The sequence below is a fragment of the Burkholderia sp. PU8-34 genome (assembly GCF_053427725.1).
In genome coordinates this window covers 48,344-72,231 of record NZ_JBSAXC010000013.1, presented here as the reverse complement: position 1 = coordinate 72,231, position 23,888 = coordinate 48,344, and the positions used below count along the sequence as shown (strand labels likewise).

Genomic DNA, 23,888 nt, shown 5'->3' with positions numbered 1-23,888 from the left:
CACTGATGCGTCAATTGAGCCGAACGCTTGAACCGAACGCTTGAGCCGGCCCCATTTCGTCGCCCGGGTTCCGCTGCAAGACCCGCGTCAACGGGACCCATCGGACCGGCACGCTTCGCGCGCCGCTCGCTTCCCCCGCCGCGCAACCAGCTTCGACACCGTCTGCGCGGCTTGCGCGCCGCTCGCTCACCCCCGCCGCGCGACCAGCTCCGACACCGTCTGCGCGGCCTGCTGCAACGGCTCGAGGAACTCCTTCACCATCTGCTTCGCGGTATGCCGCTGCGCATTGCCGCTGACATTCATCGCCGCGATGATCTGCCCGCGCCGGTTGCGGATCGGCGCCGAGATCGACAGCAGGCCCACTTCCAGTTCCTGGTCGACGATCGCCCAGCCTTGCTGGCGCGCCTGCGCGATCGCCGCCTTCAGTTCGCCGGGATCCGTGATCGTGCGTGCCGTGTGCGCGCGGATGTTGCTCTGCGCGAGCGTTTCGTCGAGCGCCGCGTCGTCGAGCGCGGACAGCAGCACGCGCCCCATCGACGTGCAGTACGCGGGCAGCCGGCTGCCGATCGACAGGTTGATCGTCATGATCTTGTGCGTCGGCACGCGCAGCACGTAGACGATCTCCGTCCGGTCGAGCACGGCCGCCGAGCAGCTCTCGTGAATCTGCGCGGACAACTGCTCCATCACCGGTTCGGCAAGGTTCCAGAACGGCATCGATGTCAGGTACGCGAAGCCGAGTTCGAGGATCTTCGGCGTGAGCCGGAACAGCCGGCCGTCCGCCTCGACATAGCCGAGCGTCTGCAGCGTGAGCAGGATCCGGCGCGCGCCCGCGCGCGTCAGGCCCGTCGCCGACGCGACTTCGGTGAGCGTCTGCTCGGGACGGTTCGCGTCGAACGCGCGGATCACCGCGAGCCCGCGCGCGAACGACTGGACGTAGGAATCGCCGGGTTTGGCCTGGATGTCGTCGGTAGTCATGACCTGTCGGAATTTCGTGCAGCCGAGAAGATAGCGCATGGGGCCAGACACGCCAACCGCGCGGCGGCCGCCGCCGCTTGACAGGTCGTCCCTGCACTCCCTATGATGCCCTGAACGTTCGATACACGATCGTATGTTCGTATATAGAACATTTAAGCGCATCCCGGCGACCAATGCAATGGGGGGCGCCCGTTCCATGACCCAGCTTTGCATGTGACCAGCGTAGGCGCCAAAGCGCTCACCCTGTTCGACCGCGAAGCATGGGGCCGGAGTAAGCGCTCGAGCGCCCACTCCGTTCGACAGGAGACATTGATGACCGAAGCATTTCTGTGTGACGCGATCCGCACGCCGATCGGGCGTTACGGCGGCGCGCTGTCCGGCGTGCGCGCCGACGATCTGGGCGCGGTGCCGCTCAAGGCGCTCGTCGAGCGCAACCGCGATGTCGACTGGTCCGCGGTCGACGACGTGATCTACGGCTGCGCGAACCAGGCCGGCGAGGACAACCGCAACGTCGCACGCATGTCGCTGCTGCTCGCGGGCCTGCCGCAGGTCGTGCCGGGCTCGACGATCAACCGCCTGTGCGGCTCCGGGATGGACGCGGTCGGTTCGGCCGCGCGTGCGATCAAGTCCGGCGAGGCCGCGCTGATGATCGCGGGCGGCGTCGAGAGCATGACGCGCGCACCGTTCGTGATGGGCAAGTCGGCCAGCGCGTTCGCGCGGCAGGCCGACATCTTCGACACGACGATCGGCTGGCGCTTCATCAATCCGCTGATGAAACAACTGCATGGCGTCGATTCGATGCCGGAAACGGGCGAGAACGTCGCGACCGACTACAACATCAGCCGCGCCGACCAGGACCTGTTCGCGCTGCGCAGCCAGCAGAAGGCCGCGCGCGCGCAGCAGGACGGCACGCTCGCCGAGGAAATCGTCGCGGTGACGATTCCGCAGAAGAAGGGCGATCCGCTCGTCGTGTCGCGTGACGAGCATCCGCGCGAGACGTCGCTCGAAGCGCTCGCGAAGCTGAAAGGCGTCGTGCGCCCGGACGGCACGGTGACGGCCGGCAATGCGTCGGGCGTCAACGACGGCGCGGCCGCGCTGCTGCTCGCGAACGAGGAAAGCGCAAAGCGTTTCGGCCTGACGCCGCGCGCGCGCGTGCTCGGCATCGCGACGGCGGGCGTCGCGCCGCGCGTGATGGGCATCGGCCCCGCGCCGGCCACGCAGAAGCTGCTGGCGCGCCTCGGGATGACGATCGACCAGTTCGACGTGATCGAGCTGAACGAGGCGTTCGCGTCGCAGGGTCTTGCGGTGCTGCGCATGCTGGGCGTCGCCGACGACGATCCCCGCGTGAACCCGAACGGCGGCGCGATTGCGCTCGGCCATCCGCTCGGCGCTTCCGGCGCGCGTCTCGTGACGACCGCGATGTATCAGCTTCATCGCACGAACGGCCGGTTCGCGCTGTGCACGATGTGCATCGGCGTTGGCCAGGGCATCGCGATCGCAATCGAGCGCGTCTGACCTGACGTGATGCGGTGAAGCAGCCGGAGCCGGGCCGCTTCACCGTTCTTGTTTGTATCGCCGTGCGGCGACAGGTGAAGCCGTCGCCGGCAGGCGCCAGCATGTGCCGTCCGATCGGATGACACCGCCGCACGAGCGCCACGAGCCGGACACGCGTTGAGTCCGCTCAGGCTATTTGCGCGAGGCGCGCGCCAAGCGCGTCGATCTCCGTGTCCGCGAACACCTCGATGCCATGCTGTCGCAGCAAGGCCGTCGTGACGCCGGCGCCCGCATGGCGCCGATTCGCGAAACTTCCGTCGTAGATAAAGCCGCTGCCGCACGACGGGCTCCCGTCAGCCAGGACCGCGAAACGGCAGCCATGCGCGAGCGCCAATGTCAGCGCGGCCTCCGCGCCGGCAATGAACATTTCCGTTACGTCCGTTCCCACTACGTCGACGACCCGAGCGACGCGCGACAGAACCCGCTGCCCCGACTCTCCATCCGCGATTTCGGCGGGAGGGCGGGGAACGCCGAATCCACCCGCCAGTTCGGGGCAGATGGGCACGAGACGCCCGTCGCGCTGCCATTGCTCGAGCGCCTGATGCGCAGCGGTCTTCGCCGAGCCGTTGTAACGGACCGGGTGGCCGAGCAGGCACATGCTGACCAGGATCTTCGGCTTCGTATGCGTCCGCGGCTGTGGCGCGTTCTGCAATTTCGTTCTCCATCGTTCGGAACCGCGATAAAGCGGGAAATATTACAGCAAGCTTTCCGCTCGAGTCGCGCCATTCATCCATAAATGATCTGTTTGATGGAAATCAGAAGTTGCAAAGAAATCGCATGTTTTTCCCTTAGAACCGTAATGTTTCCCGCGAAATTGCCGAAATCGTAAGGGTCGGATCGATGGTTGTGAAAGCGCGGAGACCATTGATCGAAAGCCGTCAATCCTGAAGCGGGCGCAAGATCCGCCTATCGGAGCCCCTACGCCATGCGCAACAACCAGCCCGTCACCCAACGCGAATTCGATTTTCCCGATGACGCAACGCTGATGTCGACCACCGACGCGGACAGCTACATCACTTACGCGAACGCGGCATTCATCCAGGTCAGCGGGTTTTCCCCAGAGGAAATCAAAGGGCAGCCGCATAACGTCGTGCGCCATCCCGACATGCCGAAGGAGGCGTTCGCCGACATGTGGGCGACGCTGAAGGGCGGCGAGCCGTGGACGGCGCTCGTGAAGAACCGCCGCAAGAACGGCGATCACTACTGGGTGCGCGCGAACGCGGTGCCGGTGATGCGCGGCGGTCAGCCGAAGGGCTACATGTCGGTGCGCACGAAGGCGACGCGGGACGAGATCGCGGCCGCCGATGCGCTGTATCGCGACTTCCGCGAGGGCAAGGCCGGCCGGCGCCGGTTTCACAAGGGACTGATCGTCCGCACCGGCATGGCGAGCGTCGCGTCGCTGTTCCAGACGATGTCGGTGCGCGCGCGGCTCTATTCGTCGCTGGCGGTGCTCGCCCCGGCCATTGTCGGTGCGGGCTGGGCGTGCGGCCTCGCCGGCAGCAGCCTGGCGGTGTTCGCCGCGGTCACGGCAGGCGCGTCCGTCGCGGCGGGCGCGTGGCTCGATGCGCAGATCGCGCGGCCGCTCAGGCAGTTGCGCGATCAGGCGCTGCGCGTCGCGACGGGCGAGAGCCGCAGCGGCGTGCGGATGAATCGCGTCGACGAGATCGGCATGACGTTGCGCACGATCAACCAGCTCGGGCTGATGTTCCGCTGGCTCGTCGACGATGTCAGCGAGCAGGTGCACAACGTGCAGCGCGCGAGCAACGAGATTGCGCAGGGCAACAACGACCTGAGTTCGCGCACCGAGCAGGCCGCGACGAGCGTGCAGCAGACGGCAGCGTCGATGGCGCAGATGACGGCGACCGTGTCGAGCAATGCCGAGACGGCGCAGCAGGCGAATCAGCTGTCGGTTTCCGCGAGCGACGCGGCCGAGCGAGGCGGGCAGGCCGTGTCGGAGGTCGTGACGACGATGAGCGATATTACCGAGAGTTCGCGCAAGATTGCCGACATCATCGGCGTGATCGACGGCATCGCGTTCCAGACCAACATCCTCGCGCTGAATGCGGCGGTCGAGGCGGCGCGGGCAGGCGACCAGGGGCGCGGCTTTGCGGTGGTCGCCGGGGAGGTGCGGGCGCTGGCCCAGCGCAGCGCGAACGCGGCGAAGGAGATCAAGACGCTGATCGGCGCGAGCGTCGAGCGGGTCGAGTCGGGCGCGCGGCGCGTGGACGAGGCGGGCAAGACGATGGAGGACATCGTCACGCAGGTGAAGCGCGTGTCGGACCTGATCGCGGAGATCAGTTCGTCGACGGCCGAGCAGAGCACGGGTGTCGCGCAAGTGGACCAGGCCGTCGTGCATCTCGACACCATCACGCAGCAGAACGCGGCGCTCGTCGAGCAGAGCACGGCGGCGTCGGAGAGCCTGAAGCAGCAGGCGACGCGCTTGGTGGATGCGGTGAACGTGTTCCGCTGAACGCGGGGACGGGAGATGACGCGGGCACGGCGGAGAGGGGCTCCGGCCCGCGCGCGATGCAGTCGACCATCTCGGGCCGGCTGCGCGGCCTTGCGCGTCGCGCCCGCTTGCCGCATCGCATAACGCATCCGTGAGTTCGGCGAAAGCGCGCACAGCGATTATCCCCGCATTGCTTGATCGAGATCAGGGCAATGGAAGAAAGGGATATTTCATGCGCCGCAACGGTAAGGTTTTTCATCGAATTGCCGACAGAAAAGATGAGGACCGTCGTCAAGCGATAAACCGTTTTTCGGCTACTGAGCGTGACTTTGCCGCGCGCGGACGACTGGTCCGCCTTTCGGAGCCCTGCATGCGCAACAACCAGCCCGTTACACAACAAGAATTCGACTTTCCCGACGACTTCACGCTGATGTCGACCACCGATGCCGACAGCATCATCACGTATGCGAACACGACGTTCGCGCACGTCAGCGGTTTCTCGAGCGAGGAACTCGTCGGCCAGCCGCACAACGTCGTGCGTCATCCGGACATGCCGCGCGAGGCATTTGCGGACATGTGGGCGACGCTCCGGCGCGGCGAACCATGGACGGCGCTCGTGAAGAACCGCCGGAAGAACGGCGACCACTACTGGGTGCGGGCGAACGCGATGCCCGTGGTGCGCAACGGCGAGCCGCAGGGCTACCTGTCGGTGCGCACGAAGGCGCCGCGCGACGAAATCGCGGCCGCCGATGCGCTGTATCGCGCGTTTCGCGACGGCAAGGCCGGCCAGCGCCGGTTCCACAAGGGGCTGGTCGTCCGCACGGGGGCGATGCGGATCGCGTCGTTGCCGCAGACGATGTCGGTGCGCGCGCGGGTTCATTCGGCGCTGTTCGTGCTGGCGCCGGCCGCGATCGGTGCGGGCTGGGCGTGCGGCCTGAACGGCGGCGGCCTCGCGGCCTTCGCGGCCGCGACGGTCGGCGTGGCCGCCGCCGCCGGCCTGTGGCTCGATGCGCAGATCGTGCGTCCGCTGAAGCGGCTGCACGACCAGGCGCTGAACGTCGCGACCGGCGAGAGCCGGCGCGGCGTGCGGATGAACCGTGTCGACGAGATCGGCATGACGCTGCGCACGATCAACCAGCTCGGGCTGATGTTCCGCTGGCTCGTCGACGATGTCAGCGAGCAGGTGCACAACGTGCAGCGCGCGAGCAACGAGATTGCGCAGGGCAACAACGATCTGAGTTCGCGCACCGAACAGGCCGCGTCGAGCGTGCAGGAGACGGCGGCGTCGATGGCCGAGATGACGGCGACCGTCGACAGCAACGCGGAAACCGCGCTGCAGGCGAACCGGCTCGCGGTTTCCGCGAGCGACGCGGCCGAACGAGGCGGGCAGGCCGTGTCGGAGGTCGTGACGACGATGAGCGACATCACCGAGAGTTCGCGCAAGATTGCCGACATCATCGGGGTGATCGACGGCATCGCGTTCCAGACGAACATCCTTGCGCTGAATGCGGCGGTCGAGGCGGCGCGCGCGGGCGAGCAGGGGCGCGGGTTCGCGGTAGTCGCCGGCGAGGTGCGGGCGCTGGCCCAGCGCAGCGCGAACGCGGCGAAGGAGATCAAGACGCTGATCGGCGCGAGCGTCGAGCGGGTCGAGTCGGGCTCGCGGCGCGTGGACGAGGCGGGCAAGACGATGGAGGACATCGTCACGCAGGTGAAGCGCGTGTCGGACCTGATCGCGGAGATCAGTTCGTCGACGGCCGAGCAGAGCACGGGCGTGTCGCAGGTGGATCAGGCCGTCGTGCACCTCGACAACATCACGCAGCAGAACGCGGCGCTGGTCGAGCAGAGCGCGGCGGCGTCGGAGAGCCTGAAGCAGCAGGCGACGCGCTTGGTGGATGCGGTGAACGTGTTCCGCTGAACGTGGCGGGAGGGGAGATGACGCGGGCACGGCGGAGAGGGGCGCCGGCCCGCGTCGAGCCGCCCGGTTCCGGCCGGGCGGCCAGGGCCTGCGCGTGGTGCACAGGCCCTGAACCGTCAGACGGCGAGGCAGAGATACTTGATCACGACGTAGTCGTCGATGCCGTAGTGCGAGCCTTCGCGGCCGAGGCCCGACTGCTTGACGCCGCCGAACGGCGCGACTTCGTTCGAGATCAGGCCCGTGTTCACGCCGACCATCCCGTATTCGAGCGCTTCGGCGACCTTCCACACGCGGCCGATGTCGCGGCTGTAGAAATACGCCGCAAGACCGAACTCGGTGTCGTTCGCGAGGCGGATCACTTCGTCGTCGCTGTCGAACTTGAACAGCGGCGCGAGCGGCCCGAACGTCTCTTCCTTCGCGACCTTCATCGCCGGCGTGACGCCCGTCAGCACGGTCGGCTCGAAGAAGCCGTGGCCGAGCGCGTGGCGCTTGCCGCCCGTCACGACGGTCGCGCCCTTCGCGAGCGCGTCCTCGATGTGCGCCTCGACCTTCAGCACGGCCGCTTCGTTGATCAGCGGGCCTTGCGTGACGCCCGGCTCGGTGCCGCGACCGACCTTCAGCTGGCCGACTGCCGCCGCGAGCTTTGCCGCGAATTGGTCGTACACGGCTTCATGCACGTAGAAGCGGTTCGTGCACACGCAGGTCTGGCCGCTGTTGCGGTATTTCGACGCGATCGCGCCCTGCACGGCCGCATCGAGGTCGGCATCGTCGAACACGATGAACGGCGCGTTGCCGCCGAGTTCCAGCGACACCTTCTTGACCGTCGCCGCGCATTGCGCCATCAGCAGGCGGCCGACCGGCGTCGAGCCCGTGAACGACAGCTTGCGCACGATCGGGTTCGACGTCAGCTCGCCGCCGATCGCCTTCGGGTCGCCCGTGACGACGCTGAACACGCCGGCCGGCACGCCCGCGCGCTCGGCCAGCACGGCCATCGCGAGCGCGGAGAACGGCGTCGCCTCGGCCGGCTTCACGACGATCGGGCAGCCTGCCGCGAGCGCGGGGCCGACCTTGCGGGTGATCATCGCCGCCGGGAAGTTCCACGGCGTGATCGCCGCGCACACGCCGATCGCTTCCTTCGTCACGACGATGCGCTTGTCGCTCGCCGGGGTCGGGATCGTGTCGCCGTACACGCGCTTGCCTTCTTCCGCGAACCACTCGAAGAACGACGCCGCGTAGCCGATCTCGCCCTTCGCCTCGGCCAGCGACTTGCCCTGCTCGGTCGTCAGGATCAGCGCCAGGTCGTCGGCGTTTTCCATCATCAGGTCGTGCCACTTGCGCAGGATCGCCGCGCGTTCCTTCGCGGTCTTCTTGCGCCACGCCGGCCACGCGGCGTTCGCGGCGTCGATCGCGTGACGCGTCTCGGCCGTGCCCATCGCCGGCACGGTGCCGAGCAGGCCGCCCGTCGCCGGGTTGCGGACTTCGAACGTCTCGCCGTTCGCCGCGCCTTGCCATTCGCCGTTGACGTACGCCTGCTGGCGGAACAGCGACGGGTCTTTCAGTGCCAGGGTTTCTTGAACAGTGCTCATGATGGTGCCTGTTGTGCAGATACGAAGGCCGCCGCGGCCCGGTGGGACGGCGGCGGCGCGATCAGTGGGCGGGACCTCAGGCCGGCACGCCGACCGTTTCCTTCAACACTTCTTCGAGGATGACGAGCGCTTCGTCGAACACGGCTTGCGTGATCGTCAGCGGGAACAGGAAGCGCACGACGTTCGAGTACACGCCGCACACGAGCAGCAGCAGGCCGCGCTCGAGCGCACGCGCCTGCACGCGCTTCGTGAAGTCGGTATCCGGCTCGCCCGTGCCCGGCTTCATGAACTCGACCGCGATCATCGCGCCCGGGCCGCGCACGTCGGCGATCTGCGGCACGTCGGCCTGCAGCGCATTCAGCTTTGCCTTCAGCACGTCGCCGAGCTGCGTCGCGCGCTCGCACAGCTTTTCTTCGTCGATGATCTCGAGCACCGCGTGCGCCGACGCGACGGCCAGCGGGTTGCCCGCGTACGTGCCGCCGAGGCCGCCGGGGGCGGCCGCGTCCATCACCTCTGCACGGCCGACGACGCCCGACAGCGGCATGCCGCCTGCGAGGCTCTTCGCCATCGTGATCAGGTCGGCCAGCACGTCGTAGTGCTGCATCGCGAACAGCTTGCCGGTACGCGCGAAGCCCGTCTGGACTTCGTCGGCGATCAGCAGGATGCCGTGCTCGTTACAGATCTTGCGCAGCGCGCGCACGAACTCGGCCGGCGCGGGGTTGAAGCCGCCTTCGCCCTGGACCGGTTCGAAGATGATCGCGGCGACGCGCTTCGGATCGATGTCGGCCTTGAACAGCATCTCGATCGCCTTGATCGAGTCGGCGGTCGTCACGCCGTGCAGCGCGTTCGGGTACGGAGCGTGGAACACGTCGCCCGGGAACGGGCCGAAGTTCAGCTTGTACGGGGCGACCTTGCCGGTCAGCGCCATGCCCATCATCGTGCGGCCGTGAAAGCCGCCCGAGAACGCGATGACGCCCGGACGGCCGGTCGCGGCGCGCGCGATCTTGATCGCGTTTTCGACGGCTTCGGCGCCGGTCGTGAAGAACGCGGTCTTCTTCGGGAAGTCGCCCGGCGCGCGCGCGTTGATCTTTTCAGCCAGTTCGACGTACGACGCGTACGGGACGATCTGGTAAGCGGTGTGCGTGAAGCTGTTCAGCTGCTCGGCAATCGCCTTGACGATCTTCGGATGGCGGTGGCCCGTGTTCAGCACCGCGATGCCGGCGGCGAAATCGATGAAGCGGCGGCCTTCGACATCCCACAGCTCCGCGTTCTCGGCGCGGGCTGCATAGAATTCGCACATCACGCCAACGCCGCGCGGGGTGGCGGCGTTCTTGCGGGCCAGCAGGTCGGCATTCTTCACGGTCATCTCCTTGATGTTTCGTATCCGGTGGGAAGATTTGGGCGCGCTCCGGCAGCCCATGGAGGCGACTATAATCACATTTGGCTCTGAACTTCAGAGCCATTTCAATAATTAGATAGGAGCCAATCATGCGGGCAAGCGTGTTGTCGGACTGGCTGGCACAGCGTCTCGTGCGCGGCGGCGGACAACCGATCTACCGGCAACTGCACCGGCTGCTGCAGCAGGCGATCCTGTCGCGGGAATTGCCGGCCGGCACGCGGGTGCCGTCGTCGCGGCTGCTCGCGATCGAGCTCGGGATCGCCCGAAACACCGTCACCCAGGTGTACGAGCAGCTCGCGCTCGAGGGCTATGTGAGTTCGGCGACCGGGCGCGGCACGTTCGTCGCCGACAGCGCGCCGGACGAAATCGTCGGCGTGCCGCCGGACCACGCGAGCCCGGCCGCCACGCTGCCGACGGCCGCGCGGCCGCTGTCCGCGCGCGGCGCGCGGCTCGTCGAGGGCGCGGGCGTGTCGAAGCGCCAGGGCGGCGCGTTCATGCCGGGCGTGCCCGATGTGTCCCGATTTCCAGCGCGGGTGTGGACGCGGCTGCACAACAAATACTGGCGGCGATTGCGCCCCGATCTGCTGACCTATGCGCCGGGCGGCGGGCTCGCGCTGTTGCGCGAGGCGCTCGCCGACTACCTGCGCACGTCGCGCTCGGTGCGCTGCACGCCGGAGCAGATCGTCATCACGACCGGCATTCATCAGTCGATCGACCTCGCGGTGCGCCTGCTGACCGATCCCGGCGACGCGATCTGGACCGAGGATCCGTGCTACTGGGGCGTGCGCAGCGTGCTGAACGTGTCGGGGCTGACGACGCGGCCGATTCCGGTCGACGACGAAGGGATCGCGCCGTCGGCCGACGATCTCGCCGCGCCGCCGAAGCTGATGCTCGTCACGCCGTCGCACCAGTACCCGCTCGGCATGGTGATGAGCCTCGCGCGGCGGCGGATGCTGCTCGAATACGCGCGACAGCATCGCTGCTGGATCATCGAGGACGACTACGACAGCGAATTCCGCTACGGCAGCCGGCCGCTCGCGTCGCTGCAGGGGCTCGACACGGCCGGGCAGGTGATCTACGTCGGCAGCTTCGGCAAGACGCTGTTCCCGGGGCTGCGGGTCGGCTACCTGGTCGCGCCCGAGCCGCTCGCGGAGAGTTTCGCGACGGCGAGCGCCGAGCTGTATCGCGAAGGGCAATTGCTGCAGCAGGCGGTGCTCGCGGAATTCATCGCGGAAGGGCACTTCGTGTCGCACATCCGCAAGATGCGCACGCTGTACGGGCAGCGCCGCGAAATGCTGCTCGACGCGGTCGCGCGCCGCTACGGCGACACGCTGCAGGCGGCCGGCAGCGATGCGGGGCTGCACCTCGTGACGCGGCTGCCCGACGGCGTCGACGACCGCGCGGTCGCGCAGGCCGCGCTGGAGCGCAACATCGTCGTGCGGCCGCTGTCCGGGTATTACGCGGACCGGTCGCGCGCCGCGGCGGGTCTGCTGCTCGGCTATGCGTGCGTGCCGGAGAACGAGATCGCGCCGGCCTTCGCGACGCTCTCGGAAGCGATCGACGAGCGGGCGTTCGGGCGCGCAGGCGTCATGACTGCATGACAGGCGGCAGGAATTCTCTCCTCACCGTGGAGAGAATTCCCGCTCGTCGCCGAGCGCAGCACGAGGCCGATGAACAGGTGATCCATGGAAGACGGTCGACGGGTGGAGGGACGAGGCGGCGCCGTCATTATGTGGGCGGCCGGCACCCGGACGCGAAATTGCCGATAATGGAATGTTGTTATTTACCGGATGCCGACGATGAACGAAGCCACCCAGAACCCGCCCGCCGTTCCGCGCCTGACGAGCCTGTCGCACGGAGGCGGCTGCGGCTGCAAGATCGCGCCGGGCGTATTGTCCGAGCTGCTGAAGCGCGCGACGCCGCCCGCACTGTTTCCAGACCTGCTCGTCGGCACCGAGACGTCCGACGATGCCGCGGTCTACCGCCTGAACGACGAACAGGCGATCGTCGCGACCACCGATTTCTTCATGCCGATCGTCGACGATCCGTTCGACTTCGGCCGGATCGCGGCGACCAACGCGCTGTCCGACGTGTACGCGATGGGCGGCAAGCCGCTCCTCGCCCTCGCGCTGGTCGGCATGCCGATCAACGTGCTGCCGCACGAGACGATCGCGGCGGTGCTGCGCGGCGGCGAATCCGTGTGCGCGGAAGCCGGGATTCCGGTCGCGGGCGGCCATTCGATCGACTCGGTCGAGCCGATCTACGGGCTCGCCGCGATCGGCGTCGTGCATCCGTCGCGCGTGAAGCGCAACGCGGCGGCGCGCGCGGGCGACGTGCTCGTGCTCGGCAAGCCGCTCGGTGTCGGCGTGCTGTCCGCAGCGCTGAAGAAGAACCAGCTCGACGACGCCGGCTACGCGCAGATGATCGCGACGACGACCAAGCTGAACCGGCCGGGTACCGAGCTCGCCGCGCTGCCGGGCGTGCACGCGCTGACCGACGTGACGGGTTTCGGCCTGCTCGGCCATACGCTGGAACTCGCGCGCGGCGCGGGGCTCACCGCGCGCGTGAACTATGCGGCGCTGCCGTGGCTCGCGGGCGTCGAGGCGCTGGCGGCGGCCGGCGTGTTCACGGGCGCGTCGGGGCGCAACTGGGTGGCCTACGGCGCGGACGTGCGGCTCGGCGACGCGCTGCCGCCGGTCGCGCAGGCGCTGCTGACCGACCCGCAGACGTCCGGCGGCCTGCTCGTCGCCTGTGCACCCGATACGGTCGACGACGTGCTTGCGTGCTTCCGCGCGGACGGTTTCGACCGCGCGGCGGTGATCGGCGAGATGACGGACGGGCCGGCCCGCGTCGACGTAATTTGACAGGTTTGCCGCGCGCGTGGCGATCACTAGAATCGACGTTTTCAACGTTGAACGTCGATTCCCGATGAACGATTTCCTGTTCGGGCTGATGATCGCGCTGTCGGTCGGGCCTGTTGCGCTGATGATCGCAAACTACGGCATGCGTGCGGGCACGGCGAGCGGCGTGCGCGCGGCGGTCGGCGTTGCGACGGCCGACGGCTGCTACGCGGTCGTCGCGTTCACGATCGGCGCGATGCTCGCAAGCACGCTCGCGTCGCACCTGTCGCTGTTCCGCCTCGTCGGCGCGCTCGTGCTGCTCGCGATGGGCGCGCGAATGATGTGGCAGGCGCTGCGCGACCGCCGCCGCACGCTCGACGGCGACGCGCCGCCGCCCGGCAGCCGCCCCTTTACGTCGATGTTCTTCGTCACGCTCGCGAATCCGCTCACGATCCTGCTGTTCTACGGCTACGCGACCGCTGCCGCGGCCGGGCATCGCCACTGGCTGCTCGGCGCCGCGTGCGTGTTCGCCGGCAGCCTCACGGGCCAGCTCGTGTTCGCATTCGGCGGCAGCGTGATCGGCCGCATCGTCAAGTCGCCCGCGCTGCTCGCCGCGAGCCATGTCGTCGCGGCGCTCGTCGTGCTCGGGTACGGCGTCGCGGGGCTCGCGCAGCTGTAGGTTGCAGGCTGTCGCGTCGCGGGCGTACCGCGACGAATCTGCAAATCCGCTGGTGCGAAAGCGCATGTCTGCCGCGCAGGATGCCGTGCGTGACGTGCGCTTCGGTCAATTCGATAGTAATCCTGAGATTGATGCGTCTGCGGCTACATGCCTGGAATGCCGCCGTGCGCATCTTCGTCATCCTGAACCGGATCGCTGTATCGACCGCGATTCGAATTTCTTGTCACGCATTGGCCGATTTATACTCCCCGCGCAGTCTCCGAGAGTCGTTCTCACTTCAACATCACCTAAACAAGGAACGCCGATGCTGACTCGCTCCATTCTTTCCGCCGCCGCATTCTCGCTCGCGGCCTGCGCGACCGCACCGTCGATCGCGCAGGACAACGACAGCAATGCGTTCGCCGACACCGGTGCACAGGGCCGCCCGGTCAAGGTCATGATCGTCACGATGTTCGGGCCGGAAGGCCAGGCCTGGCTCGACCGTCTCGGCCCGTGGCGCGACGTGTCGGTGCCGGGCCTGTCGCCCGACTACCCCGCGGTCCACTGCAACAAGCAGGACGTGTGCGTGATCACGACCGGCATGGGCTATGCGAATGCCGCGGCGTCGATCATGGCGCTGACGTTCTCGCCACGCTTCGATCTGCGCAACACGTACTTCCTGATCTCCGGCATCGCGGGCGTCGACCCCGCGCAAGGGACCGTGGGTTCCGCCGCATGGGCGAACTATCTCGTCGATTTCGGCCTGCAATGGGAGCTCGATGCGCGCGAGATTCCCGCCGGATGGAATACGGGCTATCTCGGCATCAACACGAAGAGCCCGACGGACAAGCCGCCGCTCGACTATCGCACCGAAGTGTTCCAGCTCAACCCGCAGCTCGCCGATGCGGCGTACGCGCTGTCGCGCAACGTCACGCTCGCCGACAGCACGCAGGCGCAGGCCGCACGCGCGAAATTCAATTACGCGCCCGCGAACCAGCCGCCGTCGGTGATCCGCTGCGACACGTCGTCGGGCAATACGTGGTTCTCGGGCACGCTGCTAGGCGAGCGCGCACGGCAGTGGACGAAGATCCTGACGGACGGCAAGGGCGCCTATTGCATGACCGCGCAGGAGGACAACGCGACGTTCGAAGCGCTCAAGCGTGCGGCGAGCGTGAAACGGGTCGACCTGTCGCGCGTCGCGGTGCTGCGTACGGGCTCCGACTTCGACCGGCCGTATCAAGGCCAGACGAGCGCCGACAACCTGCTGAACTACGCGGACCAGGGCGGCTTCGCCCCGGCGACCGAGAACCTGTACCGTGCGGGCAATCCGCTCTTGCAGGACATCGTCACGCACTGGGGCGAATGGCGCGGCGGGGTGCCGCGCCGGTGACGGTGCATCAGTGCGATTGACGGGACGGACGGTAAGGCGTCCACACCGGTGTATCGCTGTTCCAATGGTCGAGCGGCGATGGCAGTTGATCGTTCATGATGCGCAACTCCTGCAACTGATTGACTGACGGGATTCACGACGCCGCGCACGGGGCGACCCGACGCGCGGCGTTGTACGTTTACCGGCCCGCGCCCGCGAGCTGGTTGCCTTCCGGCGTCGGACGATACGGGCGCGGCACGAGGTCGAGCCCTTGCGCGTACGACGTGGCCTTGCGGATGTAGGCGACGGTGCCGTCGCGTTGCGCCTGTTCGAGTTCCGCGCGCACTTCGGCGCGGGTACGGGGGCCGTTGTTCTGCGTGTACCAGGACGTGTTGCCGTAATCGCCTGCATGGCCCGTGTCGGTGTCGGCGAAAGCCGGCGCGGACACGACGAGTGCGAGGGCGAGGGCGGAAAGCAGACCGCTGCGTTTCATGATGGAACTCCTGTCGATTCGGTGCGCATGCTGCTGCGCGACAGGATCTACTCTATGAGCCGGCGTCACGGCGATAAATGGCATTGCGGCGAATTGAATTGTTGCCTGAGAGGAACAATCGAGATCCGTATTGCCGGCAGGGTTATCGCACGAATGCGCGGCAACCCCGCAGGAACCCTTGTGCGACGCGGCTCGCGCGCGATTGACGATGCTGTGTTCCGGCGCATGCGATACCTGCACGCGCGAGATTATGTCGGCGGCTGGAAAGGTGTCGTGTGAATTCCGGAAGATCGGAGAAGATCGGGTGACGGAACGCGTGCGTTCGATGCGGTGCACAGTCAACGCGCCGGCTGCGTAGCCGGCGCATCTTTGTTCAGAAGATCATGCAACCCATTCGTTGACGACCGGCGTGTCGAGCGCCGGTGCGCGCTCCGCTTCCTCGAACGTGCGCTTGGTGCACGTCGCGTCGAGGCTGCCCTTGCCGCTCAACAACGGGCAGCGGTCGAACACTTCGGCGATCCAGTCGACGAACACGCGCACCTTCGGCGACAGATGGCGGCTGTGCGGATAGACGACCGAGATCGGCATCGGCAGCGGCTTGTAGCCGGGCAAGACTTCCTTGAGCCGGCCCTCGCGCAGATGCGGCAGCACCATGAACAGCGGCGGCTGGATCAACCCGAAGCCCTCGAGCCCGCAGGTCACGTATGCGTCCGCGTCGTTCACCGACACGACGCTGTCCATCTTGACCTCGACTTCCTTGCCGTCGATCAGGAACGACCACTCGATCGTGCGGCCCGTGCGGCTCGAGAAGTAGTTGACGGCCTTGTGCTGGCTCAGGTCCTCGATCGACTGCGGCTCGCCGTACTTCTCGAGATACGCGGGCGATGCGACCGACACGCCTTCGAACAGGCCGATGCGGCGTGCGACGAGCGACGAGTCCTGCAGCGCGCCGACGCGGATCACGCAGTCGACGCCTTCCTGCAGCAGATCGACCGGCCGGTCCGACAGGCCGAGCTGCAGGTCGATGTCCGGATAGCGCGAACGGAATTCGCACAGCGCAGGGATCACGAGCTGCCGTCCGATCGAGCCCGGCATGTCGATACGCAACTTTCCGTGCGGCTTGCGGTTGTTGTTCTGGAAGCTCGCCTCGGTTTCCTCGACGTCCGCGAGGATCCGCACGCATCGTTCGTAGTACGCGGCGCCGTCGGGCGTCAGCGACAGGCGGCGGGTGGTCCGGTGCATCAGCCGCACGCCGAGGAATGCTTCGAGATTCTGGATGATCGTCGTGACGGATGCGCGCGGCAGGGCGAGCGTTTCTGCTGCCTTGGTGAAGCTGTTCGTGTCGACGACGCGAGTAAACACCTGCATGGCCTGAAGCCGGTCCATCACAACCTCCGCACTTATTTGGACAGACGGAACAAAGAGGCCGCGTCGCCTTGTAAGCGCCGCAGCCTCTGATTGTTCGGGGTCGTTGAATTGTGTTGCCGGATTATAGGCATTTATCCGGATGTCTGCCGGACCCAGAATTCGTTCCATCTCGAAATGGATGCTGCATCGTCATGGACGCTTCTGAATTCAGCAAATTCCTGAAAGCCGCGCTGCCGGCCGAAGCCAATAGCGGCGCGGCTCTGACGGTCGCCGAGGTCGAAATCCCCGGCTATGCGCAGGACATCGCGTTGCGGCTCTATCGCCGCGCGGACAAGACCGGGTTGCCAGTAGTGCTTTATTTCCACGGCGGGGGTTTCGTGCGCGGCACGCTCGACGATGCCGATTTTGCCGCGCGCTTTTTAGCAGAACGCTTACCAGCCCTCGTAGTTTCCGTCGATTATTCGCTCGCGCCGGCCCATCCGTTTCCGGCTGCGCCGGAGGACGCGTACCGCGCGGCGGTGTGGGCCGCGACACGCGCGCGCGCGTTCGGCGGCAACCCGAAGAAGATCGGCGTCGCGGGCCACGACTCGGGCGGGCAGCTCGCGAACTGTCTTGCCTTCATCGCACGCGACCGCGGCGACGTGCCGATCGTCGCGCAGGCGCTGTTCGGTCCGATGCTCGATCCGAGCATGACGCGCATCGGCGATGCGGAGCGCCTGTCGTCAGACATTACCGCGCGGGAATGCGCGGCGTGCTACCGCGCGTACCTGCCGCAGGCGTCGCACCGCATGCACCCGTATGCGGCACCGCTCGAATCGGTGCGCCTCGCAGGCCTGCCGCCGACGCTGATCGTCACCGCGCAGAACGACGTGCTGCACGTCGAGGCGGAGAAGTATGCGAGCTGCCTGATCTCGTCCGGCGTGCTCACGCAGGTGATCCGCTATCCGGACGTCACGCACGCCGCGCTCGCGACGCACGAGGCGGCCTTCGACGAGGCCGTGCGTTTCTTCCAGTGCCGCTTCCAGGCGCGCCAGCCCAACTGAAGCGCGAATCGAACCGCGCATTGAACTGAATAACCAATCCAATCCACGCTCACCGGAGATCTTTATGGCTATCCTACGCACCCCACGTTCCCGGATCGCGGTCGCCGCGATCGCGACGCTCGCCGTCGTCGGCCTGGGCACGTTCGGCGCGATCCGCGTCAACGCCAGCGCGCCGGAGAAGCAAACCGCGCCGCTGCCCGAAGTCGACGTCGCGACCGTCGTGCCGCAGACCGTGACCGATTGGCAGGCCTATTCGGGCCGCCTCGAAGCGGTCGAGAAGGTCGACGTGCGCCCGCAGGTGTCCGGCACGATCGTGTCGGTCAACTTCAAGGACGGCGCGCTCGTGAAGAAAGACGACGTGCTGTTCGTGATCGACCCGCGCCCGTACCAGGCCGAAGTCGATCGCGCGGCCGCGCAGCTCGCGGCCGCGCAGGCGCGCAACGGCTACGCGCAGAGCGACTGGCAGCGCGCGCAGCGGCTGATCGGCGACAACGCGATCGCAAAGCGCGATTACGACGAGAAGCAGAACGGCGCGCGCGAGGCGACCGCGAACCTGAAAGCCGCCGAAGCGGCGCTCGAGACCGCGCGCATCAACCTCGGCTATACGCGAATCGTCGCGCCCGTGTCGGGCCGCGTGTCGCGCGCAGAGATCACGGTCGGCAACGTCGTGTCGGCCGGCGCATCGGCCGCGCCGCTGACGACGCTCGTGTCGGTATCGCCGATCTACGCGTCGTTCGACGCGGACGAGCAGACCTACCTGCAATACATCAGCGGTGCGCGTGACGGCCGCAAGGTGCCGGTCGAGCTCGGCCTTGCGAACGAAACCGGCTATTCGCGCAGCGGCACGATCGACTCGGTCGACAACCGGCTCGACACGTCGTCCGGCACGATCCGCGTGCGCGCGCGCTTCGACAACGCCGACGGTTCGCTCGTGCCGGGCCTGTACGCGCGCGTGAAGGTCGGTGGCAGCGCGCCGCACCCGGCGCTGCTCGTCGACGACGCGGCGATCAACACCGACCAGGAAAAGAAGTTCGTGTTCGTCGTCGACCAGCAGGGCCGCGTGTCGTATCGCGAAGTGCAGCAGGGGATGCAGCACGGCAACCAGCGCGTGATCGTCAGCGGCCTGTCTGCCGGCGATCGCGTGGTCGTGAACGGCACGCAGCGCGTGCGGCCGGGCGAACAGGTGAAGCCGCACATGGTGCCGATGACGGGCGGCGATGCGCCGTCGGCGCCGCTTGCGGAAAACGCGAAGCCCGCTGCGCCGGCGAAGGCGGATTCGTAAGCGGCGCGTCCGCTACGCATTCGCGCTCAACCAGACAGAGCCATCCATGAACATATCCAAATTCTTTATCGACCGGCCGATCTTCGCAGGAGTGCTATCGGTCATCATCCTGCTCGGCGGGGTGATCGCGATGTTCCTGCTGCCGATTTCGGAGTATCCGGAAGTCGTGCCGCCGTCGGTGATCGTCAAGGCGCAGTATCCGGGCGCGAACCCGAAGGTGATCGCCGAGACGGTCGCATCGCCGCTCGAAGAGCAGATCAACGGCGTCGAGGACATGCTGTACATGCAGTCGCAGGCGAACAGCGACGGCAACATGACGATTACCGTCACGTTCAAGCTCGGCACCGATCCGGACAAGGCCACGCAGCTCGTGCAGAACCGCGTGAACCAGGCGCTGCCGCGCCTGCCGGAAGACGTGCAGCGGCTCGGCATCACGACGGTGAAGAGCTCGCCGACGCTGACGATGGTCGTGCACCTGATCTCGCCGGACAACCGCTACGACATGACGTACCTGCGCAACTACGCGCTGATCAACGTGAAGGATCGCCTGTCGCGGATCCAGGGCGTCGGCCAGGTGCAGCTGTGGGGTTCGGGCGACTACGCGATGCGCGTGTGGCTCGATCCGCAGAAGGTCGCGCAGCGCGGGCTGTCGGCCGAGGACGTCGTGCAGGCGATCCGCGAGCAGAACGTGCAGGTCGCGGCCGGCGTGATCGGCGCGTCGCCGACGCTGCCCGGCACGCCGCTGCAGCTGTCGGTGAACGCGCGCGGCCGTCTGCAGACGGAGGACGAGTTCGGCGACATCGTCGTGAAGACGACGCCGGACGGCGGCGTCACGCACCTGCGCGACATCGCGCGGATCGAGCTCGACGCATCGGAATACGGGCTGCGTTCGCTGCTCGACAACAAGCCGGCCGTCGCGATGGCGATCAACCAGTCGCCGGGCGCGAACTCGCTGCAGATCTCGGATGAAGTCCGCAAGACGATGGCCGAGCTGAAGCAGGACATGCCGGCCGGCGTCGACTACAAGATCGTGTACGACCCGACGCAGTTCGTGCGTTCGTCGATCAAGGCGGTCGTGCACACGCTGCTCGAAGCGATCGCGCTCGTCGTGATCGTCGTGATCGTGTTCCTGCAGACGTGGCGCGCGTCGATCATTCCGCTGATCGCGGTGCCGGTGTCGATCGTCGGCACGTTCTCGCTGCTGCTCGGCTTCGGGTATTCGATCAACGCGTTGTCATTGTTCGGGATGGTGCTCGCGATCGGGATCGTCGTCGACGATGCCATCGTCGTCGTCGAGAACGTCGAGCGCAACATCGAGAGCGGGATGACCGCGCGGCAGGCGACCTACAAGGCGATGCAGGAAGTGAGCGGGCCGATCATCGCGATCGCGCTGACGCTCGTCGCCGTGTTCGTGCCGCTCGCGTTCATGTCGGGCCTGACGGGCCAGTTCTACAAGCAGTTCGCGATGACGATCGCGATCTCGACGGTGATCTCCGCGTTCAACTCGCTGACGCTGTCGCCGGCGCTGTCCGCGATCCTGCTGAAGGGCCACGGCGACAAGGAAGACTGGCTCACGCGCGTGATGAATCGCGTGCTCGGCGGCTTCTTCCGGGCCTTCAACAAGGTGTTCCATCGCGGCGCGGAGAACTACGGGCGCGGCGTGCGCGGCGTGCTGTCGCGCAAGACGCTGATGCTCGGCGTCTACCTCGTGCTGGTGGGCGCGACCGTGCTGGTGTCGAAGGCCGTGCCGGGCGGCTTCGTGCCCGCGCAGGACAAGGAATACCTGATCGCGTTCGCGCAGCTGCCGAACGGCGCGTCGCTCGACCGCACCGAGAAGGTGATCCGCGACATGGGTTCGATCGCGCTGAAGCAGCCGGGCGTCGAGAGCGCGGTGGCGTTCCCGGGGCTGTCGGTGAACGGCTTCACGAACAGCTCGAGCGCGGGCATCGTGTTCGTCACGCTCAAGCCGTTCTCGGAACGGCACGGCAAGGCGCTGTCGGCCGGCGCGATCGCGGGTGCGCTGAACCAGCAGTACGGGGCCATCAAGGACTCGTTCGTCGCGGTGTTCCCGCCGCCGCCGGTGCTTGGCCTCGGCACGCTCGGCGGCTTCAAGATGCAGATCGAGGATCGCGGCGCGGTCGGCTACGCGCGGCTTGCGGACGCGACCAACGACTTCATCAAGCGCGCGCAGCAGGCGCCGGAACTCGGCCCGCTGTTCACGAGCTACCAGATCAACGTGCCGCAGCTCAACGTCGATCTCGACCGCGTGAAGGCGAAGCAGCTCGGGGTGTCGGTCACCGACGTGTTCAACACGATGCAGGTGTACCTCGGCTCGCTGTACGTGAACGACTTCAACCGCTTCGGCCGCGTGTACCAGGTGCGCGTGCAGGCGGACGCGCCGTTCCGCCAGCGCGCGGACGACATCCTGCAGCTGAAGACGCGCAACGCGGCGGGCGAAATGGTGCCGCTGTCGTCGCTCGTCACCGTGACGCCGACATTCGGCCCCGAGATGGTGGTGCGCTACAACGGCTACACGGCGGCCGACATCAACGGCGGCCCGGCGCCCGGCTTCTCGTCGGGACAGGCGCAGGCGGCGATCGAGCGGATCGCGCACGAGACGCTGCCGCGCGGCGTGCGGTTCGAGTGGACCGACCTCACGTACCAGCAGATCCTCGCGGGCAACGCGGCAATCTACGTGTTTCCGATCAGCGTGCTGCTCGTGTTCCTCGTGCTCGCCGCGCTGTACGAGAGCCTGACGCTGCCGCTCGCGGTGATCCTGATCGTGCCGATGAGCATTCTGTCGGCGTTGACGGGGGTGTGGCTGACGCAAGGCGACAACAACATCTTCACGCAGATCGGCCTGATGGTGCTGGTCGGGTTGTCGGCGAAGAACGCGATCCTGATCGTCGAGTTCGCGCGCGAACTGGAGCATGACGGCAGGACGCCGCTCGAGGCCGCGATCGAGGCGAGCCGGCTGCGGCTGCGCCCGATCCTGATGACGTCGATCGCGTTCATCATGGGCGTCGTGCCGCTCGTCACGTCGACCGGCGCGGGTTCGGAGATGCGGCATGCGATGGGTGTCGCGGTGTTCTTCGGGATGCTCGGCGTGACGCTGTTCGGGCTGATGCTGACGCCGGTGTTCTACGTCGTGCTGCGCACGCTCGCGGGCGGCAAGATTCACGTCGCCGGCAAGGATTCGGCCGGCTATGGGCTGCCGGCTCCGGGCGCGCCGGCTTCGGGCGTGCCGGCTCCGGATGCTTGAGGACAACAACATGGACAACATTCGAAACAACAACGGCCTGATGCGCATCGCGAAGCTCGCGGCGGCGAGCGGATTGCTCGTGTCGCTGCTCGCCGCGTGCGCGGTCGGGCCCGACTACAAGCGGCCGGACGTCGAGACGCCCGCCGCGTTCAAGGAAGCGCCCGCGCTCGCGCCGGGCGAGCAGGCCGGCACGTGGAAGACGGCCGAGCCGTCGGATGCCGCGCTTCGCGGCGAATGGTGGAAGGTGTTCGGCGATCCGACGCTCGACGCGCTCGAAGAGCAGGCGCTGGCTGCAAACCAGAACCTGAAGGCCGCGGCGGCGCGCGTCGAGGAAGCGCGCGCGGCGACGCGCGCCGCGCGCTCGCAGTGGTTCCCGCAGGTCGGCGTCGGCTTCGGGCCGACGCGCGAGGGGCTGTCGTCGGCATCGCAGTTCCAGCCGCAGGGCACGGGGCCGACGACCGCGACGCTGTGGCGCGCGCAGAGCACGGTGTCGTATGAGGCCGACCTGTTCGGCCGCGTCGGCCGCAACGTCGAAGCGTCGCGCGCGGACGAGGCGCAGAGCCAGGCGCTGTTCCGTTCGGTGCAGCTCGCGCTGCAGGCGGACGTCGCGCAGAACTACTTCGAACTGCGCCAGCTCGATTCCGATCAGGACCTGTATCGCCGCACGGTCGATCTGCGCCAGGAAGCGCTGACCCTCGTGCAGCGCCGCTTCAACGAAGGCGACATCAGCGAACTCGACGTGTCGCGCGCGAAGAACGAACTGGCGACCGCGCAGGCCGATGCGGTCGGCGTCGCACGTCGCCGCGCGGCGTCCGAGCATGCGCTCGCGATCCTGCTCGGCAAGGCGCCCGCGGATTTCACGTTCAAGGAGACGCCGATCGTGCCGGTCGGCGTGAAGATTCCGGCGGGCCTGCCGTCCGCGCTGCTCGAACGGCGGCCCGACGTGTCGGCGGCCGAGCGGGCGATGGCGGCGGCGAACGCGCGGGTCGGCCTCGCGAAATCCGCGTACTTCCCGAAGCTCGACATCACCGGTGCGTTCGGCTACGAGGCGTCGACGCTCGGCAGCCTGTTCATGTGGTCGAGCCGTACGTTCCTGCTCGGGCCGTTCGCGGGCACCGCGCTGACGCTGCCGATCTTCGACGGCGGCCGGCGCGCGGCGGGCGTGCAGCAGGCGCGCGCGCAGTATGACGAGCAGGTTGCGAACTACCGGCAGCAGGTGCTCGTCGCGTTCCGCGAGGTCGAGGACAATCTTGCGGACCTGCGTCTGCTCGACGACCAGATCCACGCGCAGGACGCGGCCGTCAACGCGTCGCGCCGCGCGGCGAAGCTGTCGCGCACGCAGTACCAGGAAGGCGAGGTCAGCTATCTCGACGTGATCGACAGCGAGCGTTCGGTGCTCGTGTCGCAGCTGCAGGCGAATGCGCTGACGGGTACGCAGGCGGTGTCGACCGTCAACCTTATCCGTGCGCTCGGCGGCGGGTGGGGCGAGGCCCCGGCAGCGGTCGGCGAAGCGGCACGCGGCAAGGAGGATGTCGCCGCGCGTTGAGTGTGTCAGGCGGGCGATGCGGCACGATGCCGCCATCGCCGTCGCTGAATCGAACCCCGGCACGCGGCGAAGGGCTGCGTGGCCGGGGCTTTTTCATGGTGCGTTGCGTCGATGTTGCAACTAACGGTCGGTTCCACGAGTCTTCCACA

The 23,888-nt window shown here is 67.4% G+C and carries 18 protein-coding genes; 12 read left to right on the top strand and 6 right to left on the bottom strand.

Annotated elements, in window-relative coordinates; translation table 11 throughout:
• Positions 1–186 precede the first annotated feature (186 nt).
• On the bottom strand, positions 187–975 hold the full coding sequence (locus ACV22Z_RS26100; protein ID WP_448079165.1) for an IclR family transcriptional regulator: 789 nt from the start codon (positions 973–975) through the stop codon (positions 187–189).
• Between the two features lie 312 nt (positions 976–1,287).
• Here ACV22Z_RS26100 and pcaF point away from each other — a divergent pair, with 312 nt between their 5' ends.
• Positions 1,288–2,490 (top strand): 3-oxoadipyl-CoA thiolase, encoded by a 1,203-nt coding sequence (gene pcaF / locus ACV22Z_RS26095; RefSeq protein ID WP_448079164.1) that lies wholly within the window; start codon positions 1,288–1,290, stop codon positions 2,488–2,490.
• A gap of 166 nt (positions 2,491–2,656) precedes the next feature.
• Here pcaF and ACV22Z_RS26090 read toward each other — a convergent pair whose 3' ends face one another.
• Entirely contained in the window at positions 2,657–3,127 is a 471-nt protein-coding gene (locus ACV22Z_RS26090; protein ID WP_448079264.1) for a DUF523 domain-containing protein, read from the bottom strand.
• 327 nt (positions 3,128–3,454) lie between these two features.
• On the opposite strand from ACV22Z_RS26090, the gene ACV22Z_RS26085 reads away from it, so the two are divergent.
• On the top strand, positions 3,455–4,999 hold the full coding sequence (locus ACV22Z_RS26085; RefSeq protein WP_448079163.1) for a methyl-accepting chemotaxis protein: 1,545 nt from the start codon (positions 3,455–3,457) through the stop codon (positions 4,997–4,999).
• 349 nt (positions 5,000–5,348) lie between these two features.
• Positions 5,349–6,893, top strand: coding sequence for a methyl-accepting chemotaxis protein (locus ACV22Z_RS26080; RefSeq protein ID WP_448079162.1), 1,545 nt, complete (start codon positions 5,349–5,351; stop codon positions 6,891–6,893).
• Between the two features lie 116 nt (positions 6,894–7,009).
• On the opposite strand, the gene gabD is transcribed toward ACV22Z_RS26080, so the two are convergent.
• Together gabD and ACV22Z_RS26070 are read right to left on the bottom strand one after the other, a co-directional pair.
• Positions 7,010–8,479 carry an NADP-dependent succinate-semialdehyde dehydrogenase gene (gabD, locus tag ACV22Z_RS26075; protein WP_448079161.1) on the bottom strand — a complete coding sequence of 490 codons (1,470 nt, stop codon included), beginning with the start codon at positions 8,477–8,479 and terminating at the stop codon, positions 7,010–7,012.
• Between the two features lie 76 nt (positions 8,480–8,555).
• Complete coding sequence (locus ACV22Z_RS26070; protein WP_448079160.1) at positions 8,556–9,845, bottom strand: 4-aminobutyrate--2-oxoglutarate transaminase; 1,290 nt, start codon at positions 9,843–9,845, stop codon at positions 8,556–8,558.
• Between the two features lie 122 nt (positions 9,846–9,967).
• Here ACV22Z_RS26070 and pdxR point away from each other — a divergent pair, with 122 nt between their 5' ends.
• The 4 genes from pdxR (at position 9,968) to ACV22Z_RS26050 (ending at position 14,766) form a co-directional block, all read left to right on the top strand.
• Positions 9,968–11,479, top strand: a complete 1,512-nt coding sequence (gene pdxR / locus ACV22Z_RS26065) for a MocR-like pyridoxine biosynthesis transcription factor PdxR (protein ID WP_448079159.1) — start codon at positions 9,968–9,970, stop codon at positions 11,477–11,479.
• A 198-nt stretch (positions 11,480–11,677) separates the two neighbouring features.
• Positions 11,678–12,742 (top strand): selenide, water dikinase SelD, encoded by a 1,065-nt coding sequence (gene selD, locus ACV22Z_RS26060; protein WP_448079158.1) that lies wholly within the window; start codon positions 11,678–11,680, stop codon positions 12,740–12,742.
• A 64-nt stretch (positions 12,743–12,806) separates the two neighbouring features.
• Entirely contained in the window at positions 12,807–13,397 is a 591-nt protein-coding gene (locus ACV22Z_RS26055) for a LysE family translocator (RefSeq protein WP_448079157.1), read from the top strand.
• A gap of 304 nt (positions 13,398–13,701) precedes the next feature.
• Positions 13,702–14,766, top strand: coding sequence for a purine-nucleoside phosphorylase (locus ACV22Z_RS26050; RefSeq protein ID WP_448079156.1), 1,065 nt, complete (start codon positions 13,702–13,704; stop codon positions 14,764–14,766).
• Positions 14,767–14,944: 178 nt separating this feature from the next.
• On the opposite strand, the gene ACV22Z_RS26045 is transcribed toward ACV22Z_RS26050, so the two are convergent.
• Entirely contained in the window at positions 14,945–15,238 is a 294-nt protein-coding gene (locus ACV22Z_RS26045; protein WP_448079155.1) for a DUF4148 domain-containing protein, read from the bottom strand.
• Positions 15,239–15,265: 27 nt separating this feature from the next.
• Between ACV22Z_RS26045 and ACV22Z_RS26040 the strand changes: the two genes are divergently transcribed.
• Positions 15,266–15,517, top strand: a complete 252-nt coding sequence (locus ACV22Z_RS26040) for a hypothetical protein (protein WP_448079154.1) — start codon at positions 15,266–15,268, stop codon at positions 15,515–15,517.
• A 102-nt stretch (positions 15,518–15,619) separates the two neighbouring features.
• Here the strand turns inward: ACV22Z_RS26040 and ceoR are convergent, their stop codons facing one another.
• Complete coding sequence (gene ceoR / locus ACV22Z_RS26035; protein WP_448079153.1) at positions 15,620–16,624, bottom strand: putative multidrug efflux transcriptional regulator CeoR; 1,005 nt, start codon at positions 16,622–16,624, stop codon at positions 15,620–15,622.
• 173 nt (positions 16,625–16,797) lie between these two features.
• Here ceoR and ACV22Z_RS26030 point away from each other — a divergent pair, with 173 nt between their 5' ends.
• From ACV22Z_RS26030 to ACV22Z_RS26015, 4 genes are all read left to right on the top strand, one after another.
• Positions 16,798–17,649: an alpha/beta hydrolase gene (locus ACV22Z_RS26030; protein ID WP_448079152.1), complete on the top strand. Its 852-nt coding sequence runs from the start codon at positions 16,798–16,800 to the stop codon at positions 17,647–17,649.
• A gap of 64 nt (positions 17,650–17,713) precedes the next feature.
• On the top strand, positions 17,714–18,931 hold the full coding sequence (locus tag ACV22Z_RS26025; RefSeq protein WP_448079151.1) for an efflux RND transporter periplasmic adaptor subunit: 1,218 nt from the start codon (positions 17,714–17,716) through the stop codon (positions 18,929–18,931).
• A gap of 46 nt (positions 18,932–18,977) precedes the next feature.
• A complete protein-coding gene (gene ceoB, locus ACV22Z_RS26020; protein WP_448079150.1) occupies positions 18,978–22,193 on the top strand; it encodes a multidrug efflux RND transporter permease subunit CeoB in 3,216 nt (1,071 codons plus the stop codon).
• A gap of 10 nt (positions 22,194–22,203) precedes the next feature.
• Positions 22,204–23,739, top strand: a complete 1,536-nt coding sequence (locus tag ACV22Z_RS26015; RefSeq protein WP_448079149.1) for an efflux transporter outer membrane subunit — start codon at positions 22,204–22,206, stop codon at positions 23,737–23,739.
• The last annotated feature ends 149 nt before the right edge of the window (positions 23,740–23,888 follow it).